24 protein-coding genes, 1 tRNA gene and 1 pseudogene are annotated in these 25,748 nt (G+C 66.2%); 10 read left to right on the top strand and 16 right to left on the bottom strand.

What is annotated here, in order from left to right; genetic code table 11:
- Window positions 1-104: 104 nt before the first annotated feature.
- Window positions 105-308: a cold-shock protein gene (locus ACFOYY_RS30295; RefSeq protein WP_179821289.1), complete on the bottom strand. Its 204-nt coding sequence runs from the start codon at window positions 306-308 to the stop codon at window positions 105-107.
- A gap of 237 nt (window positions 309-545) precedes the next feature.
- On the opposite strand from ACFOYY_RS30295, the gene ACFOYY_RS30290 reads away from it, so the two are divergent.
- Entirely contained in the window at window positions 546-1,352 is an 807-nt protein-coding gene (locus tag ACFOYY_RS30290; protein WP_352014896.1) for an HAD family hydrolase, read from the top strand.
- Here the strand turns inward: ACFOYY_RS30290 and ACFOYY_RS30285 are convergent.
- Window positions 1,343-1,858 (bottom strand): bacterial proteasome activator family protein, encoded by a 516-nt coding sequence (locus tag ACFOYY_RS30285; protein ID WP_352014895.1) that lies wholly within the window; start codon window positions 1,856-1,858, stop codon window positions 1,343-1,345. The genes ACFOYY_RS30290 and ACFOYY_RS30285 overlap by 10 nt on opposite strands.
- Window positions 1,859-1,863: 5 nt before the next feature.
- Window positions 1,864-2,820, bottom strand: a complete 957-nt coding sequence (locus ACFOYY_RS30280; RefSeq protein WP_352014894.1) for an NAD(P)H-quinone oxidoreductase — start codon at window positions 2,818-2,820, stop codon at window positions 1,864-1,866.
- 118 nt (window positions 2,821-2,938) lie between these two features.
- On the opposite strand from ACFOYY_RS30280, the gene ACFOYY_RS30275 reads away from it, so the two are divergent.
- Both ACFOYY_RS30275 and ACFOYY_RS30270 read left to right on the top strand, forming a co-directional pair.
- The gene (locus tag ACFOYY_RS30275) at window positions 2,939-5,281 is read left to right on the top strand and encodes a MinD/ParA family ATP-binding protein (protein WP_386194292.1); all 2,343 of its coding nucleotides are present in this window, start codon (window positions 2,939-2,941) and stop codon (window positions 5,279-5,281) included.
- Between the two features lie 165 nt (window positions 5,282-5,446).
- Window positions 5,447-5,535: transfer RNA gene (locus ACFOYY_RS30270), tRNA-Ser, on the top strand.
- Window positions 5,536-5,727: 192 nt separating this feature from the next.
- On the opposite strand, the gene ACFOYY_RS30265 is transcribed toward ACFOYY_RS30270, so the two are convergent.
- Window positions 5,728-6,231 (bottom strand): GNAT family N-acetyltransferase, encoded by a 504-nt coding sequence (locus ACFOYY_RS30265; protein WP_386194289.1) that lies wholly within the window; start codon window positions 6,229-6,231, stop codon window positions 5,728-5,730.
- A 469-nt stretch (window positions 6,232-6,700) separates the two neighbouring features.
- Here ACFOYY_RS30265 and ACFOYY_RS30260 point away from each other — a divergent pair, with 469 nt between their 5' ends.
- Together ACFOYY_RS30260 and ACFOYY_RS30255 are read left to right on the top strand one after the other, a co-directional pair.
- Window positions 6,701-7,003 carry a hypothetical protein gene (locus tag ACFOYY_RS30260; RefSeq protein ID WP_362785027.1) on the top strand — a complete coding sequence of 101 codons (303 nt, stop codon included), beginning with the start codon at window positions 6,701-6,703 and terminating at the stop codon, window positions 7,001-7,003.
- A gap of 667 nt (window positions 7,004-7,670) precedes the next feature.
- Entirely contained in the window at window positions 7,671-8,144 is a 474-nt protein-coding gene (locus tag ACFOYY_RS30255) for a hypothetical protein (RefSeq protein ID WP_386194285.1), read from the top strand.
- A gap of 404 nt (window positions 8,145-8,548) precedes the next feature.
- Here the strand turns inward: ACFOYY_RS30255 and ACFOYY_RS30250 are convergent, their stop codons facing one another.
- Together ACFOYY_RS30250 and ACFOYY_RS30245 are read right to left on the bottom strand one after the other, a co-directional pair.
- On the bottom strand, window positions 8,549-8,671 hold the full coding sequence (locus ACFOYY_RS30250; protein WP_386194283.1) for a hypothetical protein: 123 nt from the start codon (window positions 8,669-8,671) through the stop codon (window positions 8,549-8,551).
- A 57-nt stretch (window positions 8,672-8,728) separates the two neighbouring features.
- Window positions 8,729-9,028, bottom strand: a complete 300-nt coding sequence (locus tag ACFOYY_RS30245; protein ID WP_386194281.1) for a hypothetical protein — start codon at window positions 9,026-9,028, stop codon at window positions 8,729-8,731.
- Between the two features lie 577 nt (window positions 9,029-9,605).
- On the opposite strand from ACFOYY_RS30245, the gene ACFOYY_RS30240 reads away from it, so the two are divergent.
- The gene (locus ACFOYY_RS30240) at window positions 9,606-9,782 is read left to right on the top strand and encodes a hypothetical protein (protein WP_386194278.1); all 177 of its coding nucleotides are present in this window, start codon (window positions 9,606-9,608) and stop codon (window positions 9,780-9,782) included.
- Window positions 9,783-10,065: 283 nt separating this feature from the next.
- Complete coding sequence (locus tag ACFOYY_RS30235; protein WP_386194275.1) at window positions 10,066-10,284, top strand: hypothetical protein; 219 nt, start codon at window positions 10,066-10,068, stop codon at window positions 10,282-10,284.
- A 596-nt stretch (window positions 10,285-10,880) separates the two neighbouring features.
- Here the strand turns inward: ACFOYY_RS30235 and ACFOYY_RS30230 are convergent.
- Window positions 10,881-11,714, bottom strand: a complete 834-nt coding sequence (locus tag ACFOYY_RS30230) for a neutral zinc metallopeptidase (RefSeq protein ID WP_352014881.1) — start codon at window positions 11,712-11,714, stop codon at window positions 10,881-10,883.
- A gap of 199 nt (window positions 11,715-11,913) precedes the next feature.
- Between ACFOYY_RS30230 and ACFOYY_RS30225 the strand changes: the two genes are divergently transcribed.
- On the top strand, window positions 11,914-12,546 hold the full coding sequence (locus ACFOYY_RS30225; protein WP_386194272.1) for a hypothetical protein: 633 nt from the start codon (window positions 11,914-11,916) through the stop codon (window positions 12,544-12,546).
- A gap of 15 nt (window positions 12,547-12,561) precedes the next feature.
- Here the strand turns inward: ACFOYY_RS30225 and ACFOYY_RS30220 are convergent, their stop codons facing one another.
- The 5 genes and pseudogenes from ACFOYY_RS30220 to ACFOYY_RS30200 all read right to left on the bottom strand — a co-directional run.
- Window positions 12,562-13,035, bottom strand: coding sequence for a cell division protein SepF (locus ACFOYY_RS30220; protein ID WP_386194269.1), 474 nt, complete (start codon window positions 13,033-13,035; stop codon window positions 12,562-12,564).
- 135 nt (window positions 13,036-13,170) lie between these two features.
- On the bottom strand, window positions 13,171-14,127 hold the full coding sequence (locus ACFOYY_RS30215; protein ID WP_386194266.1) for a zinc-binding dehydrogenase: 957 nt from the start codon (window positions 14,125-14,127) through the stop codon (window positions 13,171-13,173).
- A 157-nt stretch (window positions 14,128-14,284) separates the two neighbouring features.
- Entirely contained in the window at window positions 14,285-15,478 is a 1,194-nt protein-coding gene (locus ACFOYY_RS30210; RefSeq protein WP_386194263.1) for an MAB_1171c family putative transporter, read from the bottom strand.
- On the bottom strand, window positions 15,469-16,005 hold the full coding sequence (locus ACFOYY_RS30205; protein ID WP_386194335.1) for a hypothetical protein: 537 nt from the start codon (window positions 16,003-16,005) through the stop codon (window positions 15,469-15,471). The genes ACFOYY_RS30210 and ACFOYY_RS30205 overlap by 10 nt, the downstream gene beginning before the upstream one ends.
- A 329-nt stretch (window positions 16,006-16,334) precedes the next feature.
- A pseudogene (locus ACFOYY_RS30200) lies at window positions 16,335-16,442 on the bottom strand (transposase); the annotation flags it as partial.
- A 433-nt stretch (window positions 16,443-16,875) separates the two neighbouring features.
- On the opposite strand from ACFOYY_RS30200, the gene ACFOYY_RS30195 reads away from it, so the two are divergent.
- A complete protein-coding gene (locus ACFOYY_RS30195; RefSeq protein WP_352014876.1) occupies window positions 16,876-17,322 on the top strand; it encodes a nitroreductase/quinone reductase family protein in 447 nt (148 codons plus the stop codon).
- Window positions 17,323-17,523: 201 nt separating this feature from the next.
- Here the strand turns inward: ACFOYY_RS30195 and ACFOYY_RS30190 are convergent, their stop codons facing one another.
- Entirely contained in the window at window positions 17,524-17,970 is a 447-nt protein-coding gene (locus ACFOYY_RS30190) for a helix-turn-helix domain-containing protein (protein WP_352014875.1), read from the bottom strand.
- Between the two features lie 1,057 nt (window positions 17,971-19,027).
- On the opposite strand from ACFOYY_RS30190, the gene ACFOYY_RS30185 reads away from it, so the two are divergent.
- A complete protein-coding gene (locus tag ACFOYY_RS30185; protein ID WP_386194258.1) occupies window positions 19,028-21,904 on the top strand; it encodes an AfsR/SARP family transcriptional regulator in 2,877 nt (958 codons plus the stop codon).
- Here the strand turns inward: ACFOYY_RS30185 and ACFOYY_RS30180 are convergent.
- The 3 genes from ACFOYY_RS30180 to lanM are packed head-to-tail and all read right to left on the bottom strand — an operon-like array spanning window position 21,852 to window position 25,739.
- On the bottom strand, window positions 21,852-22,256 hold the full coding sequence (locus tag ACFOYY_RS30180) for a nuclear transport factor 2 family protein (protein ID WP_362783946.1): 405 nt from the start codon (window positions 22,254-22,256) through the stop codon (window positions 21,852-21,854). The two genes, ACFOYY_RS30185 and ACFOYY_RS30180, sit on opposite strands and share 53 nt — an antisense overlap.
- 5 nt (window positions 22,257-22,261) lie before the next feature.
- Window positions 22,262-23,053, bottom strand: a complete 792-nt coding sequence (locus ACFOYY_RS30175) for a class I SAM-dependent methyltransferase (RefSeq protein WP_386194254.1) — start codon at window positions 23,051-23,053, stop codon at window positions 22,262-22,264.
- Window positions 23,054-23,066: 13 nt separating this feature from the next.
- On the bottom strand, window positions 23,067-25,739 hold the full coding sequence (gene lanM, locus ACFOYY_RS30170) for a type 2 lanthipeptide synthetase LanM (RefSeq protein WP_386194251.1): 2,673 nt from the start codon (window positions 25,737-25,739) through the stop codon (window positions 23,067-23,069).
- Window positions 25,740-25,748: the final 9 nt, after the last annotated feature.

The raw sequence follows: 25,748 nt of genomic DNA, 5'->3' as shown, positions 1-25,748 counted from the left end.
GCGCCTTGACGGACGGTGATGGGAAAGGCGGAAGGTCCGGAAAAGGAGAAAGGCGGAGTTCGCGTTAAGCGAACTCCGCCTTACCTCCTTACAGAGGTCTATGGTCAGACGGCGCGGACCTGCGAGGCCTGCGGACCCTTCTGGCCCTGCGTGATCTCGAACTCGACTCGCTGGCCGTCCTCAAGGCTGCGGTAGCCGCTGCCCTGGATCTCGGAGAAGTGCACGAACACGTCCGGTGCACCGCCGTCCGGTGCGATGAAGCCGAAGCCCTTTTCAGCGTTGAACCACTTGACGGTTCCCTGAGCCATTAAAGCTCTCCCTCAGGATTTGAAACTTTGGGATTCACACCTCATGAACCCCCTGTGTCGTACAGCGGGCCCCGGGGTGGTTCAGTCAAACTGGCTTTCACAACGGGATTCAGCTAATACAACGCCATCACATCTAACACTATCCGGCGCGCCCGTGTTCCCGCCACGAGGAAGATTCCTCGCGGGCGCATCCCGGGGGCGGCGCCCTTCGGAGGACGGTGCAGACTGGAGCCTGTTATGGGAAGTCCCAGGCTCGTCGCAACAGACCTAGACGGCACCGCTCTGCGCTCCGACGGCACCGTCTCAGCCCGCACCGCAGCGGCCTTCGCCCTCGTCGAGAGGGCCGGGGCCACACTGGTCCTCGTGACGGGGCGTCCACCCAGGTGGATGCGCCCGATCGCCGCCGCCGTACGGCATCGCGGGCTGGCCATATGCGCCAACGGCGCGCTCGTCTACGACCTCCACGCCGAACAGATTGTGAAATCTCACCTTATCGACCCGGATGTCCTTCAAGAGGTGGTGAGCCGCCTGAGGGAGAAGGTTCCCGGGCTCACGTTCTCGGTGGAATACGAAGGCGGGTTCGCACGTGAATCCGGCTTCCTTCTCGACAGCCTGGACCGGGTGGCGGGACTGAACGGCGCGGAGACCGACACGCTCACCACCACGCCCTGCGCGAAACTCCTGGCACTGCACCAGGACATGAACCCGGACGCCCTCCAGGAGACCGTCTGCGAACTGGTCGGCCACCTGGTCACCCCGACCCATTCCAGTGGCCGCGCCATGATCGAGATGAGCGCCCACGGTGTGACGAAGGCCTCCGCCCTGGCCGCCCTCGCCGAGGGACGCGCCATCACCGCCGCCGAGGTCGTCGCCTTCGGGGACATGCCGAACGACCTGCCGATGCTGCGCTGGGCGGGCAGGTCGTACGCCGTGGCGAACGCCCACACGGAGGTGCTGGCCGCGGTCGATCACGTGACCGCGGCCAACGACGACGACGGAGTGGCCGAAATCCTTGAGAACCTCTACGGGGGGACCTACAGGTAGGGGCCGGAGCTGCTCTGCTGGTGGTTGTCCTGCTGCCCCATGGAGACCCCGCCGGGCAGTGCCCTGCGCATGTTCTCCAGCTGGGCGCGGGCCGCCATCTGCTGGGCGAAGAGCGTGGTCTGGATGCCGTGGAACAGGCCTTCGAGCCAGCCGACCAGCTGCGCGTGCGCCACCCGCAGCTCGGCCTCGCTCGGCGGGGTGCCGTTGCCGTCGTCGGTGAAGGGAAGCGACAGCCGTTCGAGCTCGTCGACCAGTTCGGGCGCCAGACCGTCCTCAAGCTCCTTGATGGAGCTCTGGTGGATCTCCTTGAGCCGCTTACGGCTGGCCTCGTCGAGCGGAGCCGCCCTGACCTCTTCGAGGAGCTGCCGGATCATGCTGCCGATGCGCATCACCTTCGCGGGCTGCTCGACCAGATCGGCGACAGAGCGACCTTCGCCTTCCTCCTCGGTCTGGAGCCCCTGCGGGCCCACGACCACTACATGGGGAGTGCTCTCCTCAGCGTTCATAGCTCTCAACCTACTAGCAGGATTTTCCCGACGTGTTCTCCAGATTCGAGGAGCCGGTGAGCCTCGGCGGCCTCGCTCATCGGCACGCGGGAGTGGACGACCGGACGGACGACCCCCGCGTCAACCAGGGGCCAGACGTTTTCCACGACGCCACGCACGATGATGCCCTTCTCGTCGACGGGCCGTGCGCGTAGCGTGGTGCCGTGCACCGCGGCTCGCTTGGTGAGAAGCGCCCCCAGGTCAAGCTCCCCTCTGGAGCCCCCCTGCATCCCTATCACAACCAGCCTGCCGCCGGTCTTCAGTGCCCTGACGTTCTTGGCGAGATACGGTCCGCCGACGATGTCGAGGATGACGTCCGCCTGGACCTTCTCCGAGAAGTCGCCCTCGTGGTAGTCGATCCCCTCGTCGGCGCCGAGTTCGAGGCAGCGGGCGATCTTCTCCGCCGACCCCGCGGTGACCACGACCCGCGACCCGAACGCCTTGGCGAGCTGTACGGCCAGCGTGCCGATCCCGCTGGCGCCGCCGTGGACGAGAAGCGTCTCGCCCCTGCGCAGCCGCGCGGTCATGAACACGTTCGACCACACCGTGCACGCGACCTCGGGAAGCGCCGCGGCCTCGACCAGGTCGACCCCCTCGGGCACCCGCATCACCTGTTGCCACGGCACCGCCACCCGCTCGGCGTAACCGCCTCCGCTCAGCAGGGCGCACACCCGGTCACCGGGCCTGAACCCCTCGACGTTGGACCCGACCTCGGCGACCACCCCGGAACACTCCAGCCCGGGGTACGGCGAGGCTCCGGGAGGCGGGGAGTACTGTCCTTTTCGCTGGAGGATGTCGGCCCGGTTGACCGCGGAGGCGGCCACGTCGACCAGGACGTCGTCCGGACCGAGCCGGGGATCGGGGACCTCCCGCCACACAAGCTCCTCGGGCCCACCAGGTTTGTCGATCACGATGGCGTGCATAGTTCCAACGCTATCCGCTGGGGATCAACTTGGTGGTTGCCCGCATTGACAAGAACACAGGGCGTTAACCTGCTATGTGTTTGCTGCCCTCTTTACACCCATCCCGAGGGGGAACACGGTGGCAAGGCACGATCGTGAGGAATCTCTCGAGGAACAGCTTGCCTGGCTCGACGCTATCAAGGAACAGGAGGAGGCGCCCCCCGTCACGGTGAAGAGCGGCGTGGTGGACGACACCGTCATCTCGCCCTACCCCAAAGACCCCTGGAGCGCGGTTCCCGCCGAGCCGGACACGGCGTCCTCGTCGCTGTTCCGTATGGTCGCCGACCCCTCGAACCACCTGGTGAACAGCCTCTCCGCGACCGCTGCGCCCGCCCCCGTCGAGGACGCGGACGCGGCCGAGTGGATGGAGGCGGGCGCCTTCAGCGTGCCCCCGCCCTCGCCGTCCCCGAACCGTGACGACGAGGCCTTCCTCGCGCCCCTGAAACCGCTGCCCCGCCAGGACACGTCCGACGGCCCAGAGGCCGTCCAGGAGGCGCCCTCCGACGGCCCGGGTTTCCTCGCGGCCCCCGCGGATCACGAGCCGGTCGCCGCCGACCTCTCCGCCGACCTCTCCGCCGATCAGGGTGATCACCTGCCGCCGGCGGAAGCCGATGACCCGCAGGCCGGCCCAGAAGAACTCGAAGGTTCCTCACCCGACCAGGTCTCCTTCGGGTCCTCCGAGCCGTCGGAGGACGCGTTCGAGCAGGGCTTCCCGCCGGTCGGTCACGGTCCGCTGGACGACTCGGAACCCGGGGGGCTCCAGCCCTTCACGCCCTCGGCCGGCAGGCAGGACGCCTTCCCTCTCTCAGGCCCCCTCTCAGGGGACCTCTCCTCCTCGGAGGGCGTCAACCGCGAGCCGTTCCCTGTCGCGGAGCCGCCACACGCGAGCGAGGAGCGGGCCGTACCCGACTCCGCCGACGAGGCGCCCGAGGACGACAGGTCGCCTCAGGCCACGGTGAGCGACGCGTTGCGGCAGGCGGCCGGGGGAGGCGCGCTGGGGCAGTCCCACCAGAGCAGTGCCTTCGCCCGTGACTGGGGCAGGGCGTTCAGCTCTGACGCCGCCTCCGCCGAGACGCCTCCCCAGGGGTCCTCCTCCTTCCTTGAGGAGCCACCGGCTCGGGAGGGGGCGTTGTTCCGGGACGTGTCGTTCTCCCGGGAGGCGCTGTTCGCCCAGGGGGAGCCGACTCTCAAGGACCTGCCCTTCCCCCAATCCGCGGCTTCCTCTCAGCCTGCGGCTCCTTCCCGGCCCGCGGCTCCTCAGCCCGCGGATCCGGAGCCTCCGGTCGTGCAGGAGGTCCCGTCCCGGGAGACGTCGGCCAGGGAAACGGTGACGCCTCGGGGGGTTTCGGCCGTCCCTGAACGTGATCTCGGCGCGCCTGGAAAGGACGCTGCTGAACCGGTGCGGGAGCCGTACCAGGCGAAACGCCGTCACTCGGCGCCGCCGCCGGCTTTCAGCGTGCCGTCCAGGCAGACGTCCGGATCGAGGCCGTCGGCCGACAGCCTCGACCCTGATTCGCTGCTCAGAGGACGCCGTAACGCGCCCTCCGGCGGCTGGCGCAGGCTGATCTACACGGCCTCGGCCGGGCTGATCAAACCCGGGGAGTCGCCCGAGGTCCGTCGTCGTCGCGAACTCGCCACCCGTGCCCGTACCCCCGTGGCCACCGGCCATCACCGCGTCGCCGTACTGAGCCTGAAGGGCGGTGTCGGCAAGACCACGACCACGGTCGGCCTCGGCGCCACCCTCGCCCAGTCACGCGGCGACAGGGTCATCGCGGTCGACGCCAACCCCGACCGTGGGACCCTGTCGGACAAGGTGAAGCTTGAGACCGCCGCCACCGTCCGTGACCTGCTCAACGAACGGAAGCAGATCAAGCGCTACGTGGACGTCAGGGCCTTCACCTCGCAGGCGCCGTCCCGGCTGGAGATCCTCGCCTCCGACCGTGACCCGTCGGTGTCCGAGGCGTTCAGCGCCTCCGACTACCAGGCGGTGGCGCAGGTCCTGGAGAACTTCTACTCGATCTGCATCACCGACTGCGGTACGGGCCTGCTCCACTCGGCCATGTCCGGTGTCCTCGGCCTGGCCGACCAGCTCGTCCTGGTGAGCTCCCCGTCGGTGGACGGCGCCCGCGCCGCCTCGGCGACCCTCGACTGGCTTGAGGCCCACCACTACGAGGAACTGGTCCGGTCGGCCACGGTCGTGCTGTGCAGCGTCCGTCCCAGGTCGAAGTCGACCGTGGACCTCGACCGCCTTGAGGCTCACTTCGCGGCCCGTTGCCGGGCGGTGATCCGTGTCCCCTACGACCCCCACCTGGAGGAGGGGGCCGAGATCGAACTGGACAGGCTCCAACCCGCAACCCGCGACGCCTACCTCCGCCTGGCGGCCTCGGTGGGAGACGGCTTCGCCATTCCTCAACAGGCCTGACGCGGTTTTGCCCAGACCCGGCTTCCTCAGCCGGGCCTGGACTTCTCGCTGTGGTTTCACCGTGGTCTTTCGGCGGGCGGTTCCAGTCGGGGCGCCGGTCGTGGGCACGCCCGGACCAGTGAGAGACTAAAGTGCAATCTGACGCGTTCTGACGCGCGTCACCCAGGAGAGCTCGCCTAGTGGACGATGGCGGCGGTCTTGAAAACCGCTAGGGCTGGTGACAGTCCTCGTGGGTTCGAATCCCACGCTCTCCGCTTTGCTTGAGAAACGGCGCCTGACCAGGTCTTGTGGCTTGGTGGGGCGCCGTTGGTCGTTTCGGGGCGCGCAGCCGTACGCCGTCGTGAGCGGCCTTCGGCCGGTGGTCGCGGAATGATGTTGGTCGCGTTTTCCCATGTCATTGCCGCCGGAAGGCTCGTTTCCCGCTGGAGGGCGGCCGCGGGCCGAATTCAGGGAAGAAGGCTCTTGGCCAGGACGACGCTGTCGTAGTTGGTGACGTCCCACTTCCACGTCCCGATCGAGGCGTAGCCGTGCCGCCCGTACCAGGCGAGGAGATCGGCGGCCTGGGAGGAGGTGTCGATCACCACCCTCGACGAGCCCAGATCGGCGATGCGGGCTTCGGCCAGGGTCAGGAGACGACTTCCCAGACCTGTGCCTCGCCTGGACGGGTCAACCGCGAGTTGCCAGAACGAGCCCGCGGCGGTGGGAGCCGGGTATCCCGGCGGGGTGTCGTACGTCCCCGTCACCGTGACACTGCCGACGATCGTTCCTTGCTCCAGGGCGATCCAGCACTCGCCCTTGCGCAGACGGCGCCGCGTGTCCTCGGGGGTCTGGTAGGAGGCGAAGAAGACGAGTCCGGCCGCCGCGTGGTCGGCGTACGCGCGATGCAGAAGCCTGGTCAGTTCTTCCACGGAATCGCCGTCGGTGAAGCGCCGCAAGGTGATCGATTCCACAGGACCATGGTGTCCCACGGCTGTCGCATCCAGTTGGCCGGTGTGCCTGAGTTCATCCCCAGATCCTTGACGATCGATTTCTCGGGGTGCCTACCGCACCGGCACGAAACTCTGGATCGAAGCCGCCGCTGGTCTCCCCCATGCCCCTTGGGTCAGACCTCCACGATATGAGGGAAGAGGCGCTCTTCTCGTATGTCCCGGCTGGAAGGCCGAAGAGGCGGCATCAACACGTGGTTAACGACAAGGTCGTGTGGTCGGTGCCATTGGCGAATGACGGTCCCGCTCAACATCACCGACCGAGTCGTCTTCGATCACCTTCGTTGACCCTTGGCGCTGCGGCAGTGGGATGGTGATCGGACGCAGATGGGGAGCGGGATGTTCTTGACTCGCGTCACCCAGGGCGTATCTTCCTTTTAGGAAAGTTTCTTAATGGAAGCGCCATTTACCTTCGGAATCGGAGGAAGCGCACATGAGAAAAAGCCGAGCCGCGGCTGTGTCCGCCACCGCCCTGCTCACCGCGTCACTGCTGGTGGGCTCCGCGTCCCCCGCCCACGCCGCCCCGACGGGCTGCACCACCTGGCAGGTGGGGTACATGGTCTACAGCAAGTGCACGGGCGGCACAGGCACGCAGGCGGTTCACGCGAGCGGCCTGCACGTGAACCCGGTATGGGGCCCATATTCTATGGACGGCCCTCGGGTGGGGGTGGGTGAGATATCGTCGGTCAACTTCCCGGGCACCGTGCAGTACCGAGGCGTCACCTTGTACGACTGACGCGACACCGGGCGACATGACGACGCCCGCTTTTCCCCTTCAGGAGGGGCGGGCGTCGCGTTCGACCACCACTCATCGGAAAGCGGCGCGTCCAGCACGGAGAGGAGAAGAAGGGCCAGATCTGGCACCGGTGCGCCAAGTTCGTGGGGCAGAAAAGTCGGAGGACTTTCCTGCGTGAGGTGCCATCTGATGGCTATTCCCATGGCTTCAGGCTTATTCGGGCCGGGCAGAGCGTCGCAGGCGCGGGGTCTGTGAAACCGTCGAGGCTGAGGAGTCCGGCGGCAGGAATTCGTGGCCTTCTCCTGAAATGATCGAACGAACGGTCGCCGGGGCGACCGAGAAGTAAAACGGGAGCCCTTTCGGGAGGCCGTACACCACCTCGCTCCGCCCGCACACGGACAGTTTCAATCGTTGATCCAGGTGAACCGATCGGGGCGGCGAGATCAGAGCGGGTTCGAATCCCACGCTCTTTTCTGCGCTGGAGAACGACGCCTGGCCAGGTCTTTTGGCTTGGTGGGGCACCGTTGGTCGTTTCCGGGCTGCGCAGCCGTACGACATCGAGAGCGGTCCTCGGCCGGTGGCCGTCGAATACACATGGAATGATGTCGGTCACGTTTCTCCAGGTCACGCGCGAGAATTCCGTGCCGGGAGCAGTAGGAGGACAGCGGTGGAGCAGGTGGACTGGAGCCGGATACCAGGGCCGCGCTGGTACCACCCCGAGAGCGCGCGAGCCGCCGTGGAGGCGCTGGGCCGGTCCTCGTCCGCTCAACAGGCCGCCCGTGCGTTGGCCGATCTTCGGTACGCGGTCACGAACGACCACGCCGGAACCCTCTATCCGGCCGCCGTTCCCGCGACGGGCGTGCTTCTGTGGGCGATCGACGAACGGCCGGGGGCACCCCGGCAGGAAGCGCTGAACGCGTTACTGGACTGGTGGGGATGCCTCCCCGAGCCGGGGTTCGAGACCTATGAGAATCCGCTGTCCGGATCGGTCGGCCTGGTTGAAGGGATCATGAGCCACGTCCGTGACGCCACGGACATACTCCGTCGTGTCGCCGACGATCGGTCAGGAGACGGTGGACATCGTCCCGCCGCGGAACTGCTGGCCCGACTCAACAAGGGCTGGAGCGAGGCAGTCGGCTGATCCGGGGGAAGCAAGGTCAGAACCAAAGCCGGTCGGCGGTATGGCTCTGCCCTTGTGGTCAAAGGTCCTGACTTTTCGTCTCATCCAAAGGGGAGACATGATCACAGCCCGTGGCCACAAGGCTGTGGGCTGCTGTCCCGTTGGCGCGGGGTCACTCGTGCCATGGCCCCGCCGACGGGTCCGGTGTCAAGGCGAGCACTCCCGTTCCCCGCACCTGGCTCTCACGCGTCAGAGTGAACGGGCTGACACTGTACGTCGCGGCGATTTCAGGAGCCAGTTCGAAGGCCGCCCAGGTCCACTGTAGGAGAGGGCGAAGTCAAACCATGTTTTGGTAGTCAGGAGAGAAAGCGGGGGCCCGGCCTCCATGTTGAATGCCTGGCCCCGCTTGGTCTCCTTCCGCAGGTTCACAGAAAGCTCTCGGCGAGCGCCTTGGTGTGCAGGGTCTTGGAATTCTCCCGGCCGCCGACTTTCCAGCGAACGACACAGGACGGCGCATTGTTCGCTGGGAAGTTCGCGACGGCATCCACGAGGAACTCGTCGGCCTCGGTTGCGCTCGATCTTCTGGCGCCGTCTCAACTCGTTGCTTAGCCGCGCTTGTCCAACCACCAGAGGTGGAGGGACCCATTGAAGTAGGCGGAGGATGTGCCGCCCACCGGCACCCAGTTGCCCACCACCACCTGTCGCTGGTTCTGACGGTCGATGTAGGCGATGTTGATGCGCTGTTCTCCGGTACCGGTGGTGCAGGTGCTGGCACCGTAGCCGCCCCATGTGTTCACGGTGCAGCTGTCGGGAACGGCGTGGGCCGGTGCGGCGGTGGTCAGCAGCAGGCCGAGGGAGAGAAGGGCGGTGGTGGAGAAGGCTGCCGCTCGTTTCCTGGATTTCACGTGCACTTCCTCCGGTATTCTCGAAAGTCGATCGCACAAACCTCGTTTAGGAAAGTTTCCTAAACAGAAGATACTTGTCCGGAGATCGGCGTCAAGAGGTGTCTCACCGGCGCCATGGACGTTGGGAAGACTCGCCTCACCAGAGGCAATGTGGAACGGCGGTTCTGGGCGTCGGGAAATCCGGCGTGAATGTGCTGTCCGCCCACCCCCGCCCGACCGGTGAGCGGACAGCAGGCCGCCCCCTCACGCCGGTTCTCGTGGATCTCGAAGTCCATCGCACCCCTTCATCCGGGGTGTTGCGACGACCGTTGGAACGGAAGTCAGGGCGGGGGCGCTGGTGCCGACGCCGGTGGTTGGTGTCGTCGGTCTGGCTGGGATGGACGATTTCGGGCAGTCCGCGGCGAGCTCGGTCAGGGTGCCTCGTTCGGCTTCGGCGGCGAATCGGTGATGCGCGGCGCGGCCGTCCTTTCCCCTCGGTGAGGTGCGGATTTCGCACGCAAAAATGTGATCTGAATCACAGGTAAGGTAGTTGGTATATTGTTTGTAATCTTTGTCTTGATTGCTGTGCAATGGAGAAATGGTCAAGATTGATTGCCGTACTTGCGGTGCCCACGCCGAGTTCCCCGTCTCCCATGTGGAGGCGAACAACAAGCTGCTCAATCAGTGGTGGGACGACGCTCACGTCGGCTACGACGACGCCGATGAACATGAACAGGAGATCACTCGGGCCTCGAACAGGTCATGGGAATTCTGAGCCTGAGGTCTGGGGCTCTTCCGGGCGGTGAACGCCCCGCTGCTCATATGGCGGCGGGGTGCGCTACCCGTTCAACAGCGTGCGGATCGCGGACTCCAGGTACCGGTGGCGCCACCTGTTACTTCGGGGGGCGGAGCCGGAGCCGGGCCACCTTCCACGCCTCGCAGTACGTCCTGACGTGTCCATTCGACTCGCCGCATGCGAGCCATGTCGCCGAATAGGCTCAGGCGGATTGCTCCCTGATGCTGTATCTTCGGCATATCTCACATGGCGAGGAGCTGCTGTGTCCTCCAACGAGCTGGTCATCCTCTTCGGTATCTCCTACGAGGCGATATTCGGCCTGCTCGCGGGCGTTGTCCTCGTCGTCTTCAGCGTTGGTTTCACCGCCGCGCTTATCCTCGTTCTTTTCGCCCTGTGCCGTCGGTTTTTCAAACGCGGACGAGGGTTTCGGTCCGGGAATGAACGCGCGGAGCATAATTTCGTGTTCGAGTGGCTGAAGTAGAGCTCCTGATCGCTGCGTTTGCCGTTTCGCCGGCGCACCAGGGCATGCATGCTTGAGCAGCACGTCCATCCCATGCTCCGCCCGTTCGGCCCGTTGAGCCGGAGCGACACGGCCGCGTGCCGCAGGTCATACGCAGGGCTGCTGGCGGAGAGACGAACTACTCGGGCGCGAGAGCGAAGGTCGGCGTCGTCTTCAGCGACATGTCCACGGTTCGCCTGCGCCGAAACCGGTCCGTGCATCCCGACACCCCTATCCAGGGGAGAGAGCCGACGGTTGGCGGTACGCCCAACGATCTGTCTTCTCCCGACCAGGAAATACGGGCGTGACGTCGTCGGCTCTCCCGAGTCGGGTTTCCCCTGGTGACGACCTTGCCGGCAGTTGGGCGCACCATACCGGTCACCGTCGGGGACATCGGCCGGCTCGTCCATCTGATCAGAAGTCGGCTCAAGCCCACGGTGTACCGTCCCGACGCCGCCCAACGGGGTCGTCGCCGCGACAGGCCTCACGCTCGACTCGCTGTGATCTCCGGTTCCTCCGCCGGTGGTCAGGAGACCCGGTTCCGTGTCCCGGAACCGGGCCTTCCACTTCGGCGGTGATCAGGAAACGCGGGCTGCCGGCGCGGTCCAGGTGTTGCACGCGGCCGGGGAGGCGGCGGCGAACCCCTTCCGCAGCCAGGCGACCCGATTCTTCCCGTTGCCGTGGCTGCGCTCCTTGTCGAACGCCTCGTCGCCGCTTTCCCGGTAAAGGTCCACAACCTCCTGCCAGTCCTCGTCCTGGTACTCCTGCGAGGCCCAGATACTGCGCATGAACGCCGCTCCCAGACAGTCGGCCTGCAGTTCGAAACGACGGCTCTGCGCCAGCGCTTGAGCTTTGGTGCGGGCCGGCATGTTCCAATAAGAGGCCGACATGCCGGTGAGATTCTGAACGTGATGGGCATATTCATGTGCGATGAGGTGCAGCGCCACCGGGTCGGCCGGATCCTCGATGGCGTATTCACCGATCAGGACCACCAACTGTCGCTTGTCGTCGCAGTAGCGGCCGGTGACGTTCTCGCCCCAAGCTGACCCGCACGCGCGAGTGGGTTTTGCTATGAACCGGATTTTTGGATTCCTGAACGGTAAGCCGACCTTCTTCAGCTGCGCGGACCATGAGGCGTTCAGGCAGTTCAGCATCGCGGTCAGGTGCTTTTTGGTGGCGGTGAAGCTGCCGGAGTCCTCCGGTTGGGTACCACAGGGCACCGTCAGCTTGCCGCTGCGGTACAGCGGGTTGCGGGTCAGCGCTTCGGTGCCGGTGGGGACAGGCACGCTGGCGGCGCCGGTACCAGCATGGGCGGTACCGGTAAGCAGTAAGCCGGCCAGAGCCCCGGCCAGCAGGAGGATACGGGGGATATGCACAGTGCCAAACTGTATAGAAGTGGTGATGCCCTCCAAAAGGCATTAATCCATGCCGGCTCGCCGGTGGTAGGGCGGTGGCGAATCAGCCGCATGTGCTTCGTACGACCCGAACATGCCCTCATGGTGCGTCACGCCAGATCCTGATGGTCAGGGTCCATCCACCGACTTCGAGGTGACGAAAACCCATGGCGCACAATGAGGGTGCCCCTCGACGTTTCTTGCTGAAATTCCTCGGTTGGCCAAGGTGGCCGCCGAAGGGGCGGAACAGCGGATGGTGTGTGAAGTCCAGCGGCTCGGTACGGCCTGCTTGGCGAAGCCGGGTCTCCAGGTGCGTTTTATCGGTGGTCGATCGGTGGTGTTGGAACCGCTACCACCGGAAGGCGCGAAGCCGTACCGTCCGGCGGTGTGGTCCGAGCGCCGACCGATCGAGGGCGCCCGGTGGTTCCACGATGTGCGTCCGGTACGGCGCGCTGCTATAGAAGAGGCCATGGCCGACACCAGCGCACCTCCGAAGCGGATCGTGTGGCTGGTCCCGTTCGTTGTCAACGCCCTGTTCGGCTACCTGGCGCCTCTTCCGCTGGGGCTCGTCTGGTACTTCCTGGCCAACTACCCGTTGGCCGCCCTGGGCCTGACCGAACGGGACCCCACCGACAATGACGGAATCCTGCCGCACCTGATCCTGCTCGGCGGTGTGGGGATTTTCATCGCCCTGTGGGCGGCGCTCAATCTCGCGGTCCGGGCACTTTCGAGATTGCCCGCGAAGCCGTACTGGTCGGCCTCGGTGGCCCTGTTGCTCGGTCCGTTCGTCGTGATCGGGTTGTTTCCCGCCGCGTACGGCCTGTGGAAGACGCCGCTGGACTGGTTGTGATCCGGCGGCACCGCCTCAGCGGGGAGCCGTGACCGCCGTCCCGGCAGGGGTCAGCAGGAAGACCTTGGGGCTGAGGCGTTCCATGTCGCCGCGGCGTCCGTAGATGAGGCCCGCGGCGAAGTCCACGAACTGTTTCGCCTGGTCATCCGTCACCGCGGTGAGGTCCATCACGACCGGAATGCCCTTGCGAAAGTAGTGCCCCACGTACAGTGCCTCGCCGTAGTCGCGTGGACGCACCTTCTTGACGACGCTCGTCACGGTGCCGGGTGTGGCCAGGACCGAGGGGACCAGCAGGAAGATCTTGGGGCTGAGGCGTTCCATGTCGCCGCGGCGTCCGTAGATGAGGCCCGCGGCGAAGTCCACGAACTGTTCCGCCTCATCGTCGGCGACCGCGGTGAGGTCCATCACGACGGGAATGCCCTCACGGAAGTACCGGCCCACGTGGCGGACGTCGTCGTAGGTGAGGGGACGAACTGTCTCAAGGATCACGAGGACAGTCTCCCTGAACCGGCGGGGACATCAAGGGCGCACGGTCTACGGGTGGGAGACGGATTCGCCTCCTGTGCCATCTCACAGAAGTGGGGCCACGGGCTGAAACGACGCCGTGACGGCGCAGGCGCGCCGTCAGGTCAGGAGCAGGGTTTTGCCCAGGGCGTCGCGGGACTCGATCGCGGCGTGTGCGTCTGCGGCGTGCTCCAGGGGGAAGGTCTGGCCGATGACGGGTCTGATCCGGCCCGTGACCGCGGCCGACATCACCTGCTGGGCCCAGCCTCGCATCTTCGGGCCGAAGCCGAAGAGCTGCTCGACGCCGATCACCTTGATCTGGCGCTGTCGCGCCTGGGCGGGGTCGATGGCCGTGACCTCGCCGCTGGCGGCGCCGTGGATGGAGAAACGGCCACCGTCCGCCGTCAGCTCGAACGCGGTCCGGCCGATCTCCCCGCCGACCCCGTCGAACACCAGGTCGGGACCCGCACCACCGGTCACCTCGCGCACCTGTTCCGCCCAGCCGGGGACGGAGTAGTCGACCACGGCGTCCGCGCCCAGCTCGCGAACCAGGTCCAGTTTCCGTGCGCCGCGCGCCGCCCCGACGACTCTGGCACCGGCCGCCCGGGCCAGCTGGGTCAGCAGGGTGCCGACACCGCCGCCCGCCGCCTCGACGAGCACCCACTCCCCGGGGAGGATCCCGGCCCCCTCGACCAGTCCGAACGCGGTGCTGCCGTCGGTGTGCAGGGCGGTGGCCTCGGGCAACCCCAACTCCTCGGGCACCGGGATCAGGTTCCCCACGTCGGCCACCGCGCGTTCGGCGAAGCCCCCGGTCATCCCGAGGTCGGAGATGACACGCCGCCCGGACCAGCTCGGATCCACGCCCTCTCCGACCGAGCTCACCCGTCCGGCGACCGTACCTCCCGGCACGTACGGCAGTGCGGGCCTGTTGTGCCACCTGTCGACACCGCGCCGGATCTGGGTCTCGACGAAGGTCACGCCCACGACGGACACCTCGACCACCACCTGGCCGGGGCCGGCGACCGGGTCCGGCGCCTCACCCGGGACCAATGCCTCGGGACCTCCGAAACGTGTCACCCGTACAACCCGCATGTCGACCACTCTCCCCGCACTCGGCTCGGTGCGGAGCAGTCTCCAACCTCGACTTGAGTTGAGGTCAACCCTGGTGGGCGGTCGGACGGACGCCGCGCGATTTCAGGGCCGGTCATGGTGGGGACCCGGTGAACGGGGCCGGTCAGGACGTGGATTCCCTTGTCAGCCGCTGGACCCACCCGGACAGTCCGGCCAGCCACTCCGAGTCCGAATCCAGGTTGTGACCGCCATTCAGCGAGATCAGGTCGGCGTGCCTCGACTGGCTTCCGGACGCCTTGGCCTTCAGGGCGTGCACGATGAGGTTGGCCTGCACGAAGCTTTCCAGCTCCGACCCGGAGAGCCCCTTCCCGGCTCCGGCCGTCTGCGCCTGCCGCGCGACCTCGTGATCGTAGTAGGGGGCGAGAAGGACGAGACCGTCGCGGATTTCGATGACACGGCGGTAGTAGCTGCGGTGAACGCTCTGCCATCGCAGCACCTCGCGCCACCGTGACGTCTTGCTCGCGGTCAGGGAGAGATCGGGGAACTCCTCGTGGAGAACGAGCCACAAGGGTTCCAGCTGTCGGTACAGGCCTCTGTGCCGGGCCCGGACGGGTATCTCCAGGATCATTCCTGCGGCCAGAGGGTAGCCGAGCCCCAGTGCGAAGCCGGCGATTCCGATTCCGACCAGCAGTAGATAACCGGTGTTCGGGATCTGCAGCAGAGGCGAGTCAACCGTCGTTCCCAAGCCCTGAAGCAGCAGGACGGCGATTTTGAGGAACGCTCCGGCGATAAGAAGGTGGAGCGAGGCGTGGAAGATTCTCATCCCGAGGCGCACGTGGCGGCCGGCCGCCGCACGAGTGTACTTCCTCACCAGCTCCAGCGACCTCGTGAGGGTGTACGTCATGTAGGCCAGAGCGGTGATGAGAAAGATTCTGGCCTGGAGGTCGTAACCGTTCCGGAGATCCGCGGGGGCCTCACGCACCGTGGGCGAGGCGATGAACCAGGTGGTCACGAGTACGCCGCACGTCAGTAGCAGAAGAACGCGTTCACGGCGCATACGGCGAATGGCGTTCTGCCCGTATATCGAATAGAAGAAAAATGCGAGCACAAAATATGTGCCGAGAAGTGTGATGAGGTTGACGAACAGCTTCGGAGCCCCGAGCCGTACGCCGTCGAGAGCCGTCCTGACGCCCGGGAGGTTCACGAAGACGGACAGGAAGAGGCAGCCCACCCCGGCTGTGACGGCGCGCAGCGGAAGGTCCTCCGGGGCGCGGCGTACCTGGATGACCTTGATGGTCAGGATCGCGAAGACGACGAGGGTGATGACGGAGAGTACGAAGGAGATGCTCACAGCCATCCCTGGTGGTTGACCAACGACGTGTTCAGTTGTTCTCCCTGAGGGGCGTTCTCGTCCAGAAGGAGAGAGTGCGTGGCTTTGAGGACGCTGGCCCATTCAAGGATGATGGTGGCGATGAGTTCGGCTTCCCTTTCGTGGTCCGTGTCGTAGCACGTCCGCCGTAGTATTCGCGTGGCGGGGGGAAACGAGCTCGACGTCTGCGGTTCCTGGCCGGCGATGTTCAGCTCGTCGCTTGGGTGGTCGGCGAAGATGTGGCCCAGTTCGTGCAGAATAATATGGTCCTGGTGGGGTGCGGAGGTCCTCTCCTGGTAGAAGATGTAGTCGGCTGATTCGGTCTGTACCCACAATCCCGAGGGGCCCGGTACCTCGAAAGGGTGGGGCACGAGCCTGACCGGTCGGTTGCGCCATTCGCCGAATCTTCTGCACAGGTCGGCGACGTCAAGCGGAGGGCGGATGTCGAGCTGTCGGAGCAGTTCGCGGCACCTTCGTCGCACTGTGCTTTCCCGCATATCGCTCCCCGTGTCCACCCTGTTTCCCGTGACCAATAAGAGGTGCCGTTCTCGTAGGTTCTGATGTTGGTTCTCCGACGGCTTCCACGAGAGTGCGGAGATGTTTTCCCGACGCCCCTGACCAGGGCGGGAGGTTCGGGGCCGGGGCGGATTCTCCCGTCCGAACCTGGTCCGCGTACCGGTGGTCTCCTGCCCGTGTCCACCGGCGGCGTCCTGGTGACGAAGCCGGGCCTTTCCCGGCCATGGTGATTGTCGCGGGCACCCGTGGCGTGAGTGGCACCGTCCGAAAGGCAGATTTGTTCCTTTCCGAAACTCGGATCGAGAGCAATGCCCGGCCTCTCCCACGCCTCGGCTGGAACGGCACCGACCAGCCACACGATCATCTCCCCGTTGGGGAATACTCCCATGACATCGGTCCGGCGGTGGATTTCCTTGTTCAACTGCTCCTGAGAATTTTTGCCGCGCATCTGACGCCGGCGGCGAATCCCGATGGTCAGGTGAGTCCTGTGACCGACCCGTCCGCTGCCCCGTTCAACGCCATGGCAGGCGTCGTCGTCATAGGGTGAGGATTCCTGGTTTCCCGCAAGCGGTGGCGACAAGGCGAACCACCGGTCCCGTCCCGTTGCAATGTTCCGGCGGCCGGGAGTTCACGAAGCCACGCAGGCGCGGGCCGCTGCTTTTCGCATGGGTCTTGTCCGTGCCGATCCAGGGGCCAGGTCATCCCGCTGGATGCGGATCTCGGCGCCTTCCTCATTGACGCAGAACTACACAGTGTGGGAGGAAGCCACTAGACTCCTCCAAGATCCGGTCCGGGAATCGCTGCTGACCACAGGTAAACGGGGAATTATGAACAGTCCGAGTACGGACCCGCGTGACATCAATGCCACGATGATCGAGAAGATCTTGCACATGCCCCTTCAGCCTTATCGTGAAGCGGCATACGCGTTGCGTGTCATCCAGACGCGAGGTCGTCACACCGGGCAGCCCCGCCGGACGCCTATCGCCGTTGTCCAGCTTTCCGGTGAACATTACCTGGTCGCGCCGAACAGGCAACGACAGTGGGTGAAAAATCTCCTCGCCTCTGGTGAGTGTCACGTTCACGGTGAGGAGAGGGGGCCGTCGCGAACTCTTCTTGTCGAAGGCGAGGAGGCGGCCCGGGTCATCAGAACGTATCTGTCCGTTCTGGACCTTCCCTTCGCGACCGAGGCGTTTCCGTTCGGCGCGGGCGACAGTCTGGAGACGATCGTTCCTCATACCGTGCGCACCGCTGTCTTCCGCCTCGAACCCGCCGAAGGAACGGGGGAGACGGCGTTCGATCCCGCGGTGGAGGTCTGAACCGCGCTTCGCCGGCCGGGGCCACGGGTGGACGGCCACCACGTGACCGTTCGGAGTTCCCGGGGGCATCCGAAGATCGCGTGATGGCTGTGGGTGGTGGTGTCGCTCCCGGCGGTTTACCGTCGGAACCCTGGTGCAACCGTCAACGACCATGCGGAAGGCGCGACGGCCTTCTGCTGTGACAACGGGATGTGTCGCTGACTACGGTTGGGCATCGGGTTCGGCCTCGGAGTCGAACGGCGGCAGGCCTTCCATCTCACGGATCACATTGACGATCTTGGTGAGACTCTCCACCCCCATCGACGACAGCCCCACGGCTCGCATCGCGACCTTGCGTATACCTACGTTCTGCATCGCGATTCGCAGCTCCAACTCGGCGTCGACTTTGGCGGCATAGGCTTCGTCGAAGAAGTACGCCAAGTCGACGCCGAAGAAATCGGCGATACCGGCCAGATGGGAGACCGACAGGTCGTCGGTCTTGCCGGTCCGTATCCGCCAGAGTGTCGTGTGTGAGATCGGGGTGCCTCGCTCTGTGATCTCCCTGGCCACCTGTTCGTAGCTGTAAGAGGTCCCGTCTTGCTGAAGGACGGTCAGAAACAGGTGGTCAACTAGCTCCGCCAGTGGCTGGCGATAGGCCCTCGCAGACATGGCTCCCTCCGGTCGTAGTACTTGAGAGTGAGGCTTCTCGTAGCACTGGAAAGTGATGTCCCCCTCGGATGCCTCACGCAAGCTTGACACCGAATGTACCGCCGTGCAAACTTTCGATACGTTCATAACGTGCCAGATATGGAAATTTATTGGCATAACTGACGTGTTGGGGTGCGTGGCTGTTCGTTCCTGCATCCCGGAAGCTTGCTGATTCAGGCCGGCGTGCTGCCCCCTGGCGGCTGTGATCGGGGGATCCGTCGTCCGGCCGAACGAGATCGGGGCGAGGGGATTGTTCGGTGGGATGCCGTGACCGCTTCATCGATCAAACGCGACTGTTCCCGCACATGTACGCTGCGTGCCCGGTCGTCTACATGTCGGATGGGGCGTTTCTCCGCAGGGGCGTTTTTTAGGGGGTGCGGACGTGTGTGATCCAGGGCGGCCGCCTCACCGTTGCCGCGTTTTTCTTCGGACGGACTTGAAGGTGGATCTTGGGGGTGGCTCCGGTTCTCCCGGAACGGTTGCCGGCTCTGTGAGGCGATGCTGGAGATGCGTATTTCCTCGGAGGGGGCGGTGGGGAACAACCGGTGACGACATTGATCGGTTCCGCGGGCAGGGGAACGCGGGAGAAATCTCTCGGGACGGTGTCGGTCGCATGACCGGCCGACGGTCGGCCCGGTCACTGCCGATGATGCGGTGAACGTCGTACCGGTTCCGTGCGCCTTCCGGTGGATCTGATGTGCGGACGAGGTGGTCGGGGGTTCTCGTGCCTGACTCCCTGTCCGGGTGGCCGGGATGTGAGGGAAACGGTGTGACCGGGGGAATTCTCTCGACCTTCGCTATATCTCGATATACATTGATGTAATCGGCTGGAGAGCCTATGAGGTTCTGGGGATGCGCAAAGTTTCCTAATCCATTTGGGTTGTTTGCTGCAATGCAAAGGTGAGCTATGGCAACAGGCGCGACGGCTCCATTCCGTATCCTCGGCCCTATCGATCTGCACGACGGTGAAGTACCTATTTCCATTTCACCCGGCAGGCAACCGATCATCCTCGGTGCTTTGCTGCTGCAGGCCAATCACATCGTCAGTACCGAGCACCTCATCGACGCCGTCTGGGGTGAGGACCCCCCGCCGAGCGCGCGCGGCCAGGTACAGATCTGCATTTCGGCACTGAGGCGGCTGCTGGCCCTCATCCCGGCCAAGGGGGAAATCATTCGGCGTTCGCCCGGATACTGTCTGCAGATATCGCTGGAAGACCTGGACTCCTACCGTTTCGAAACGATGGTGAGGGAGGCCGACCACCTGGCGCAGGTGGATGCCGCCGAGGCGGCGGCCACATTACGGCAGGCGCTCTCCCTGTGGCGCGGCCCCGCTCTCGGCGGTGCCGTCAGCCGCCTGCTGGAGGGCAAGGCGCTGCGGCTGGACGAGGCCCGGCAGGCCGCGCTGGAGTGCTGCATAGACATCGAGCTGAGCCTGGGCAGGCATCGTGAACTGGTCGGTGAGCTGACCGATCTGGTGGAGCACACCCCGCTGCGTGAACGGCTGCGCGGTCAGCTCATGCTCGCCCTGCACAGGTCGGGACGGCAGGCCGACGCGCTGGAGGTCTACCGCATGGGGCGAGCCCTGCTGGTGGGCGAACTCGGCCTGGAACCGGGGGAGAAGCTGCAGCGGCTGGAGGCGGCCATCCTCCAGGGCGACGACTCGCTGCTGCTCGCCGATGCGGGAAGGGAGGCCGTCACGCTCACACCGGATCAGCCGGCGCCCTCCCTGCGGATTCCCCCGCACCAACTGCCCGCCGACATCCAGGACTTCACCGGCCACGACGACCTGGTGGACGCGGCCGAGGAGTTCCTACGCGTCAGTGGCAACACCGCGACGCCGGTCGTGGTGATCACCGGCAAGGCCGGTGCCGGAAAGAGCTGCCTGGCCGTACACGTCGCGCACCGTCTCGCGAAGGTCTTCCCCGAGGGCCAGCTCTACCGGGACATGCGAGGCAGTCAGCAGCAGAACGCGCCCGTGGCGGACGTGCTTGGCACCTTCCTGCGCTCGCTGGGGATCCACGGCCCCGCCGTACCCGGGAGTGTGGAGGAGCGGATCGCCATGTACCGCAGTCTGCTGGCCGACAAGCGGATGCTGGTGGTCCTTGAGGACGTGGTCAGCGAGACCCAGGTGATGCCGCTGCTTCCCGGCAGCGGCGGCTGCGCCGTCATCATCACCAGCCGGGCCCGCCTGACCGGCCTGCCCGGCGCGCTGCAGCTTGAGGTGGACGTCATGGAGGAGGCCAGCTCCCTGGCGCTCATCGCCAAGGTCATCGGAGCCGACCGGGTGGCGGCCGAGCCGAACGCCGCCTCCGCCCTGACCCACATGACCGGAGGGTTGCCGCTCGCCCTGCGGATCGTGGCGGCCCGGCTGGCCGCCCGCCCCCACTGGTCGCTGGCCTCGATGGTGCGAAGGCTGACCGACGAACGGTATCGCCTCGACGAACTGGCCCACGGTGAGATGGTCGTCAGGAAGAGCCTGTCGCTCACCTACGACGGGATGGGTGAGACGGCCCGTCGGCTGCTGGACCTGCTCGGCCTGGCGGAAGGCGAGACGATTCCCTACTGGTTCGCCGCGGCCGTACTCGACGGCGAGACGTATCGGGCCATGGACCGCCTTGAGGAGCTCGTCGACGCCCGGCTGCTGGACGTGGCGGGCATCGACGGCGGTGGTTACCCGCGCTACAAGTTCCACGGCCTCATCCGCGCCTTCTCACGGGAGAGGTTGGACGAGCACGAGGACGACACAGGCAAGACGGCCGCTCTCGAACGCGTGCTGGGCTGCTGGCTGCACCTCGCGGAGGAGGCGCATCGGCGGCTGTACGGCGGTGACTACACCCTGCTGCACGGGGACGCGCCGCGCTGGAGGTTGCCCGAGGACCAGCTCGACCGCCTCCTGACGCGTCCCCTCGACTGGCTGGAGCAGGAACGGGCCAATCTCTGCGCGGCGGTGGTCCTGGCCGGAGAACACGGTCTGGTCGAGGTGTGCTGGGACCTGACGGTCACCTTGGTCACCCTCTTCGAGACACGCAGCTACTTCGAGGACTGGCAGGACACTCACGAGAGCGCCCTCAGCGCCGCTCGGCTGGCCGGTAACGAGCGAGGCATGGCGGCGCTCATGTGTTCACTCGGCTCGATGCACCTCAACCAGCAGAGGCCGGCCCTGGCACGGCCCCTGCTGGAGCTGGCCTTCACCCGGTTCCAGGAGCTCGGGGAGACGCACGGAATGGCGCTGGCGTTGCGGAACCTCGCGATGCTCGAATACCGCCAGGGCTCACCGGACAGGGCAGAACACCTGTACAGGCAGGCGCTCACCGGTTTCCAACAGGTCGGCGACCTGGTCGGGGAGGCCCACGTCCTGGCCAAGCTCGCCCAGATCGAACTCGACGGGCGACGGTACGCGGAGGCGGAGGCGCAGCTGGGCCATGCGCTGAACATCGCCAGACAGACGGGCAGCCTCCGGGTGGAGGCCCAGGTGATGCACAAGCTCGGCAAGGCGCATCTTCTGAGCGCGAACTACAAGCAGGCCGAAGAGGTGGGGAGCGCCGTTCTGCGAATGGTGCGGGAGAACAGTGACATCATCGGCGAGAGCTACGCCCTGCACAGTCTCGGCGTCGTCTACGGTCATCGCCGGAAGTTCGATCTGAGCGAGCGGGCCCTGCGTCACGCGGCTGAGATCCGGGAAAGCGTCATGGACGATCTCGGCGCGGCTCAGATACGGCTCGACCTGGCTCGGGTCCTGGCCGTCCAGGGAGACGTCGTCCAGGCGCGGGAGCTGGCGGAGAAGGCTCAGGCGCTGTTCCAGGAACGGGAGGCGACGCAGTGGACAAGGGAGGCCGGGAGGATCATCGCGGACCTCGTCGTCCGAGAGCGAAGTGGAAGGCTCGCTGAGAGATGAACAGGCCGCAGCTCGAAACGGTGAACACGTCGGCGAAACCCGTCTGCTCGCCGGCGGTCGTCTCCGTCGTGCTGCCGATGACGACGACGTGCTCCCCGCAGGCCGAGACCATGATCCTGCTCACCGAGTAACGGCGGAGACCGGCGTGCCGCTGGTGGTAGCGTTCCAGTTCCTCTCTTCCGTAGATGGTCAGCTCCGGGCGGTGCAACACGGCGTCCTTCTCGAAGAGAGAGGTGTAGGCGTCGATGTCACCGGAATTGAGATACTCGTAGCTCAGCTGGGCGTGGTCGGCGGCCATGGTCGCCAGGTGGGCGCTACGGACGCTTCCAGGGGGCTGTTCGTCGTGCGGCACGAGGGTCAGCCCAGCAGGTTTCGCCGGGCCAGGTAGGCAACGGTGACGCAGTGTTCCGTCACCCGGCCGCCGAGCGCCTCCGCGGTGGCCTCGATGTCCCGCAGAAGGGCGTCCCTGACCGGTTCGGAGAGTTCCCGGACTGCGGCGAAGGTGGCGTACAGCCGGGAGAGCTCCTGGGCCGACATCGTCATCGGCCACTGGATCACCTCCGTCCGGATGCCCTCGAAGGAGGCGGCGCCCAACGCTTCGATCCAGACATCACGGTCGAACGGTCCGACAACATCCAGGACTCCCGCAGGGCGGTGGTGGCGAAGAACGGCGTTGAGCGCGCTGCGGAAAGGAGTGGGCCTTGCCGGGTTTCCGTAGACGGTCCACCACGCCGCGATCCAGCCGCCGGGGCGAAGCAGGCACGCGATCCTCCGCAGAGCGGTGGACCTGTCCAGCCAGTGCAGGCTTGAGGCGCACACCACAAGGTCGAAGTCCCCGCTGAGGTCGGGGAGCGTGTCGAAGTCACCTTCGATCACGGTGAGCGGCCGGTCGTGGAACTCGGCACGGAGCCGGGCCGCGAAGTCGGCCCCCAGTTCCACGGCGCAGACATCGGCGCCCCGGTCCAGCAGTTCCCGGGTGGCCTGCCCGCTGCCCGCGCCGATCTCCAGGACCTTGGCGCCGGGGCGCAGTGCGCCGGCCTCCTCAAGAAGCCGGTAGGCGCGGGTGGGGTAGCCGGGCCGCGATGAACGGTAGCCGTCCGCGTCCTTGTTGAAGAGCTCGCGACGCCGTACGCGATTATCAGTATTCATAATGAAAAATCCCTCATGTCTTTTTTGCCCCTTCTAGGGAGAGCACAGAAGGCACCTCTTCCGGGGCCACCAGCCGCAACAGGGACAGGCAGGCTCCGGCCCTTCCGGTGAGCAGCCCGGGAAAACGGCCGCCGTGCGCGTGTGCGACGACGGCGCCGCTCGCCACGAGATCCCGCCTCATCCGCCGGTACGGCTCTCGCCCCAGCCGGGGGAGGCGTTCGGCTGTGAGCTGGAGGAACTCCAGACCACCAAGCCCCCCGTGGCAGAGACCGTGGTCGGCGGGCGGGTTTTTCCTCGTGACCACGGGCAGGGCTCCGGCCACCTCTTCGACGAACGCCGGGGAGGGCCGCAGGCGGTGGGCGAGCAGCCGGGAGACTCCCGTTCCCGCGGCGCCACTGCACCAGTGAGGCTCAGCGGCCGTCATGCCCCGGCCGGAGGCCAGGGCTTGGAGTCCCGCCTCCTCTGCTCCGGCATCCTTCAGGGCCCGGCCGGACCTGAGCAGCGCCCAGCCGATTCCGGCCCTCCCGTTGGCGAAGCCGTCGTCCACGTCATCCCACGGAGAGCCCGTCAGCCGCTCGACGCAGAGGGCGATCGCCGGCTTCAGCCCGGAGAGGCCATGTCGTTCGTAGAGGTCGCAGGCCACCACGGCCGCCCCGGCCAGCCCTGAGACCAGGCCGGGTTCCCACCGCTCACCGATGTTCCTGATGAAGAGCGGGGTCCAGTGGTCGATGACGTCGAGGTGGGTCTCGTCGGCGGTCAGCACCGCCAGGTGCGCCAGGACGTAGAACGTACCCGCCATTCCCGTGTACGCGCCGACCAGCCGTTCGTTCCGCAGTTCGGCGAGAACCGGACGCATGCTCCGTGACGCCAGCCCAAGATAACGATCGTCCCCGTACACCTTCGCCGCGTAGCCAAACATGAGGGCCATACCGGACAGCCCGTCGTACAGCCTTGTGGGAAGTGCCCCATAGGTGCGTGGCTCGTCGCTCGCGCTGTCTCCGGCCAGACCGATCCAGGTACAGTCCGTTCTTCCGAGGATCGCCTCGTCGGCCAGCGCGTCGACGGCCTCACGGGTGCTGTCCCGCAGGCTCCTCCGCCCGGAAGCCGGGCGGGAGGAGGCGAGGACGGAGGGGGGCGAGGAGTGCGGCAGGGTGCTGAGAGCGGAGGTCAGGATGTCCAGCTGGGCGGCACGGTCCTCGGCGCCGAACATCCGCAGCCTGCGCTCGACCGCCTCACAGCCCGTCTCGTGGAAGAAGCCGTCGATCTCGCCGTCCTCCCCGAAACGGAGCGAGGTCGACGAGGCGCTGGTGAAGAAGCGGGGAACGTCCCCGGCCAGCAACTGGCCTCGCTCCGCCTCGGCCAGCAACCGGTCCCGCTCCGCCTCGGCCGGTTCGGGCCAGAGCTCCCCCGTCTCCAGGGGCTCTCGAAAACGACGAGGATGATGGAGCTCGCCCAACAGCACGCCGTAGACCTGGGTCGGCCGGGGCAGATAGCGGATCTCGGCGTCGCGGAACCGGCGGACCAGCGCGAGGAAGGCGGGCTTGTTCGCCGCGATGGCGTCGTAGGCGTCCAGGAATCCCCGGACGACATCGGGGACGTGGGCCGCGGGCTGAACCCGCCCGTGGTTCAGGAAGGGAAGGTTCCCGGTCTTCTCCAGGGTCGCGGGTATCAGCCCTGTCCGCATCACGTCGGTGAACGGCGCGACCAGGGCGAGCCTTCTCAGCGACCTCGGACCGCCCAGCCCACCGCCTATCGCACTGGTTTCCAGGGGGAGCTGCCGTCCGGGGACCATCGCGGTGGCCAGGACGCTTCGGGAGAGCGACGCGAAGGCCCTGTCCGCGGCGGAGTCCGCGGCGGCCGAGGAGGAGGGCAAGGGCTGGAGAACGGTTTCGAGATCGATCGGAACGGGGAACTCGCCCGCCGCCCTGAGGTTCTCCATGTGGATGTCGGTGGCGGCCAGACAGGTCAGCAGCGCGGCGCAGGAGCCGATCCGGCGGTAGAACCTGCTGATTGCCTCGCGACCGGAGGCGGGACTGTGACCGATGAACTCGCACCAGCCGTACCGGCCCCGGTTGATGACCCGCATCGCCCGTAGTTCGGCCCTGTCGCCGTGGTCGCCGAGACCGTTCAGGTCGTTGAGCAACGTGACGGCCTGGCCGTACAGCTCCTCGGCGTCGAGTGGCCGGGGCTTGTAGATGACCCGGACTCCGCCGTGGAAGGCCACCTCTGTGACGGATCGGCCGCCGTTGTGCGGATCCCCGAGGCCGCAGCGGAGCGCGTCGACCGTCGTCGTGCCCTCCGATATCCATCCATGCCGCCGAAGCAGAGGAAGATCGGTGGTGAGCCGGGAGAGCAGCTCCAGGGAGTTCGTCAGCCAGTTCTCCGCATGGCTCAGCAGAGCCCGGCCGAGCCCGGGGTACCTGCCGGAAAGAGTGGCGAGGTAGGACGGGTCACCCAGCAGGTGGTCGTTGTAATGGCGATATCTGTCCTCGGGCGTCTCTCCGGTGAGCAGCCCGCCGGTCCGTGACTCGTTGAGCTCGAAGATCAGAGTCTGGTGGCTGACGGAGACCAGGCCGTCGATCAGGTTCGCCGTCAGGGAGTCCCAGGCGTCCTCGGTGAGGACGTCCTCGAAGGCCGCGGCCTTCGCTCTCAGGAGGCTTCGGTGACGGTCGGCGAACCTTTCCACCAGCCCACC

This window comes from Streptosporangium jomthongense, assembly GCF_042650425.1.
Classification (GTDB): Bacteria; Actinomycetota; Actinomycetes; order Streptosporangiales; family Streptosporangiaceae; genus Streptosporangium.
The sequence above is the reverse complement of the archived record's forward strand: the minus strand, read 5'-3'. Positions and strand labels throughout refer to the sequence as shown.

Coding starts and splice junctions, on each gene's coding strand:
- ACFOYY_RS30295 (WP_179821289.1), bottom strand. CDS start 308: ATGGCTCAGGGAACCGTCAAGTGGTTCAACGCTGAAAAGGGCTTCGGC.
- ACFOYY_RS30290 (WP_352014896.1), top strand. CDS start 546: ATGGGAAGTCCCAGGCTCGTCGCAACAGACCTAGACGGCACCGCTCTG.
- ACFOYY_RS30285 (WP_352014895.1), bottom strand. CDS start 1,858: ATGAACGCTGAGGAGAGCACTCCCCATGTAGTGGTCGTGGGCCCGCAG.
- ACFOYY_RS30280 (WP_352014894.1), bottom strand. CDS start 2,820: ATGCACGCCATCGTGATCGACAAACCTGGTGGGCCCGAGGAGCTTGTG.
- ACFOYY_RS30260 (WP_362785027.1), top strand. CDS start 6,701: ATGAGAAAAAGCCGAGCCGCGGCTGTGTCCGCCACCGCCCTGCTCACC.
- ACFOYY_RS30240 (WP_386194278.1), top strand. CDS start 9,606: ATGGTCAAGATTGATTGCCGTACTTGCGGTGCCCACGCCGAGTTCCCC.
- ACFOYY_RS30210 (WP_386194263.1), bottom strand. CDS start 15,478: ATGGCTGTGAGCATCTCCTTCGTACTCTCCGTCATCACCCTCGTCGTC.
- ACFOYY_RS30195 (WP_352014876.1), top strand. CDS start 16,876: ATGATCGAGAAGATCTTGCACATGCCCCTTCAGCCTTATCGTGAAGCG.
- ACFOYY_RS30190 (WP_352014875.1), bottom strand. CDS start 17,970: ATGTCTGCGAGGGCCTATCGCCAGCCACTGGCGGAGCTAGTTGACCAC.
- ACFOYY_RS30175 (WP_386194254.1), bottom strand. CDS start 23,053: ATGAATACTGATAATCGCGTACGGCGTCGCGAGCTCTTCAACAAGGAC.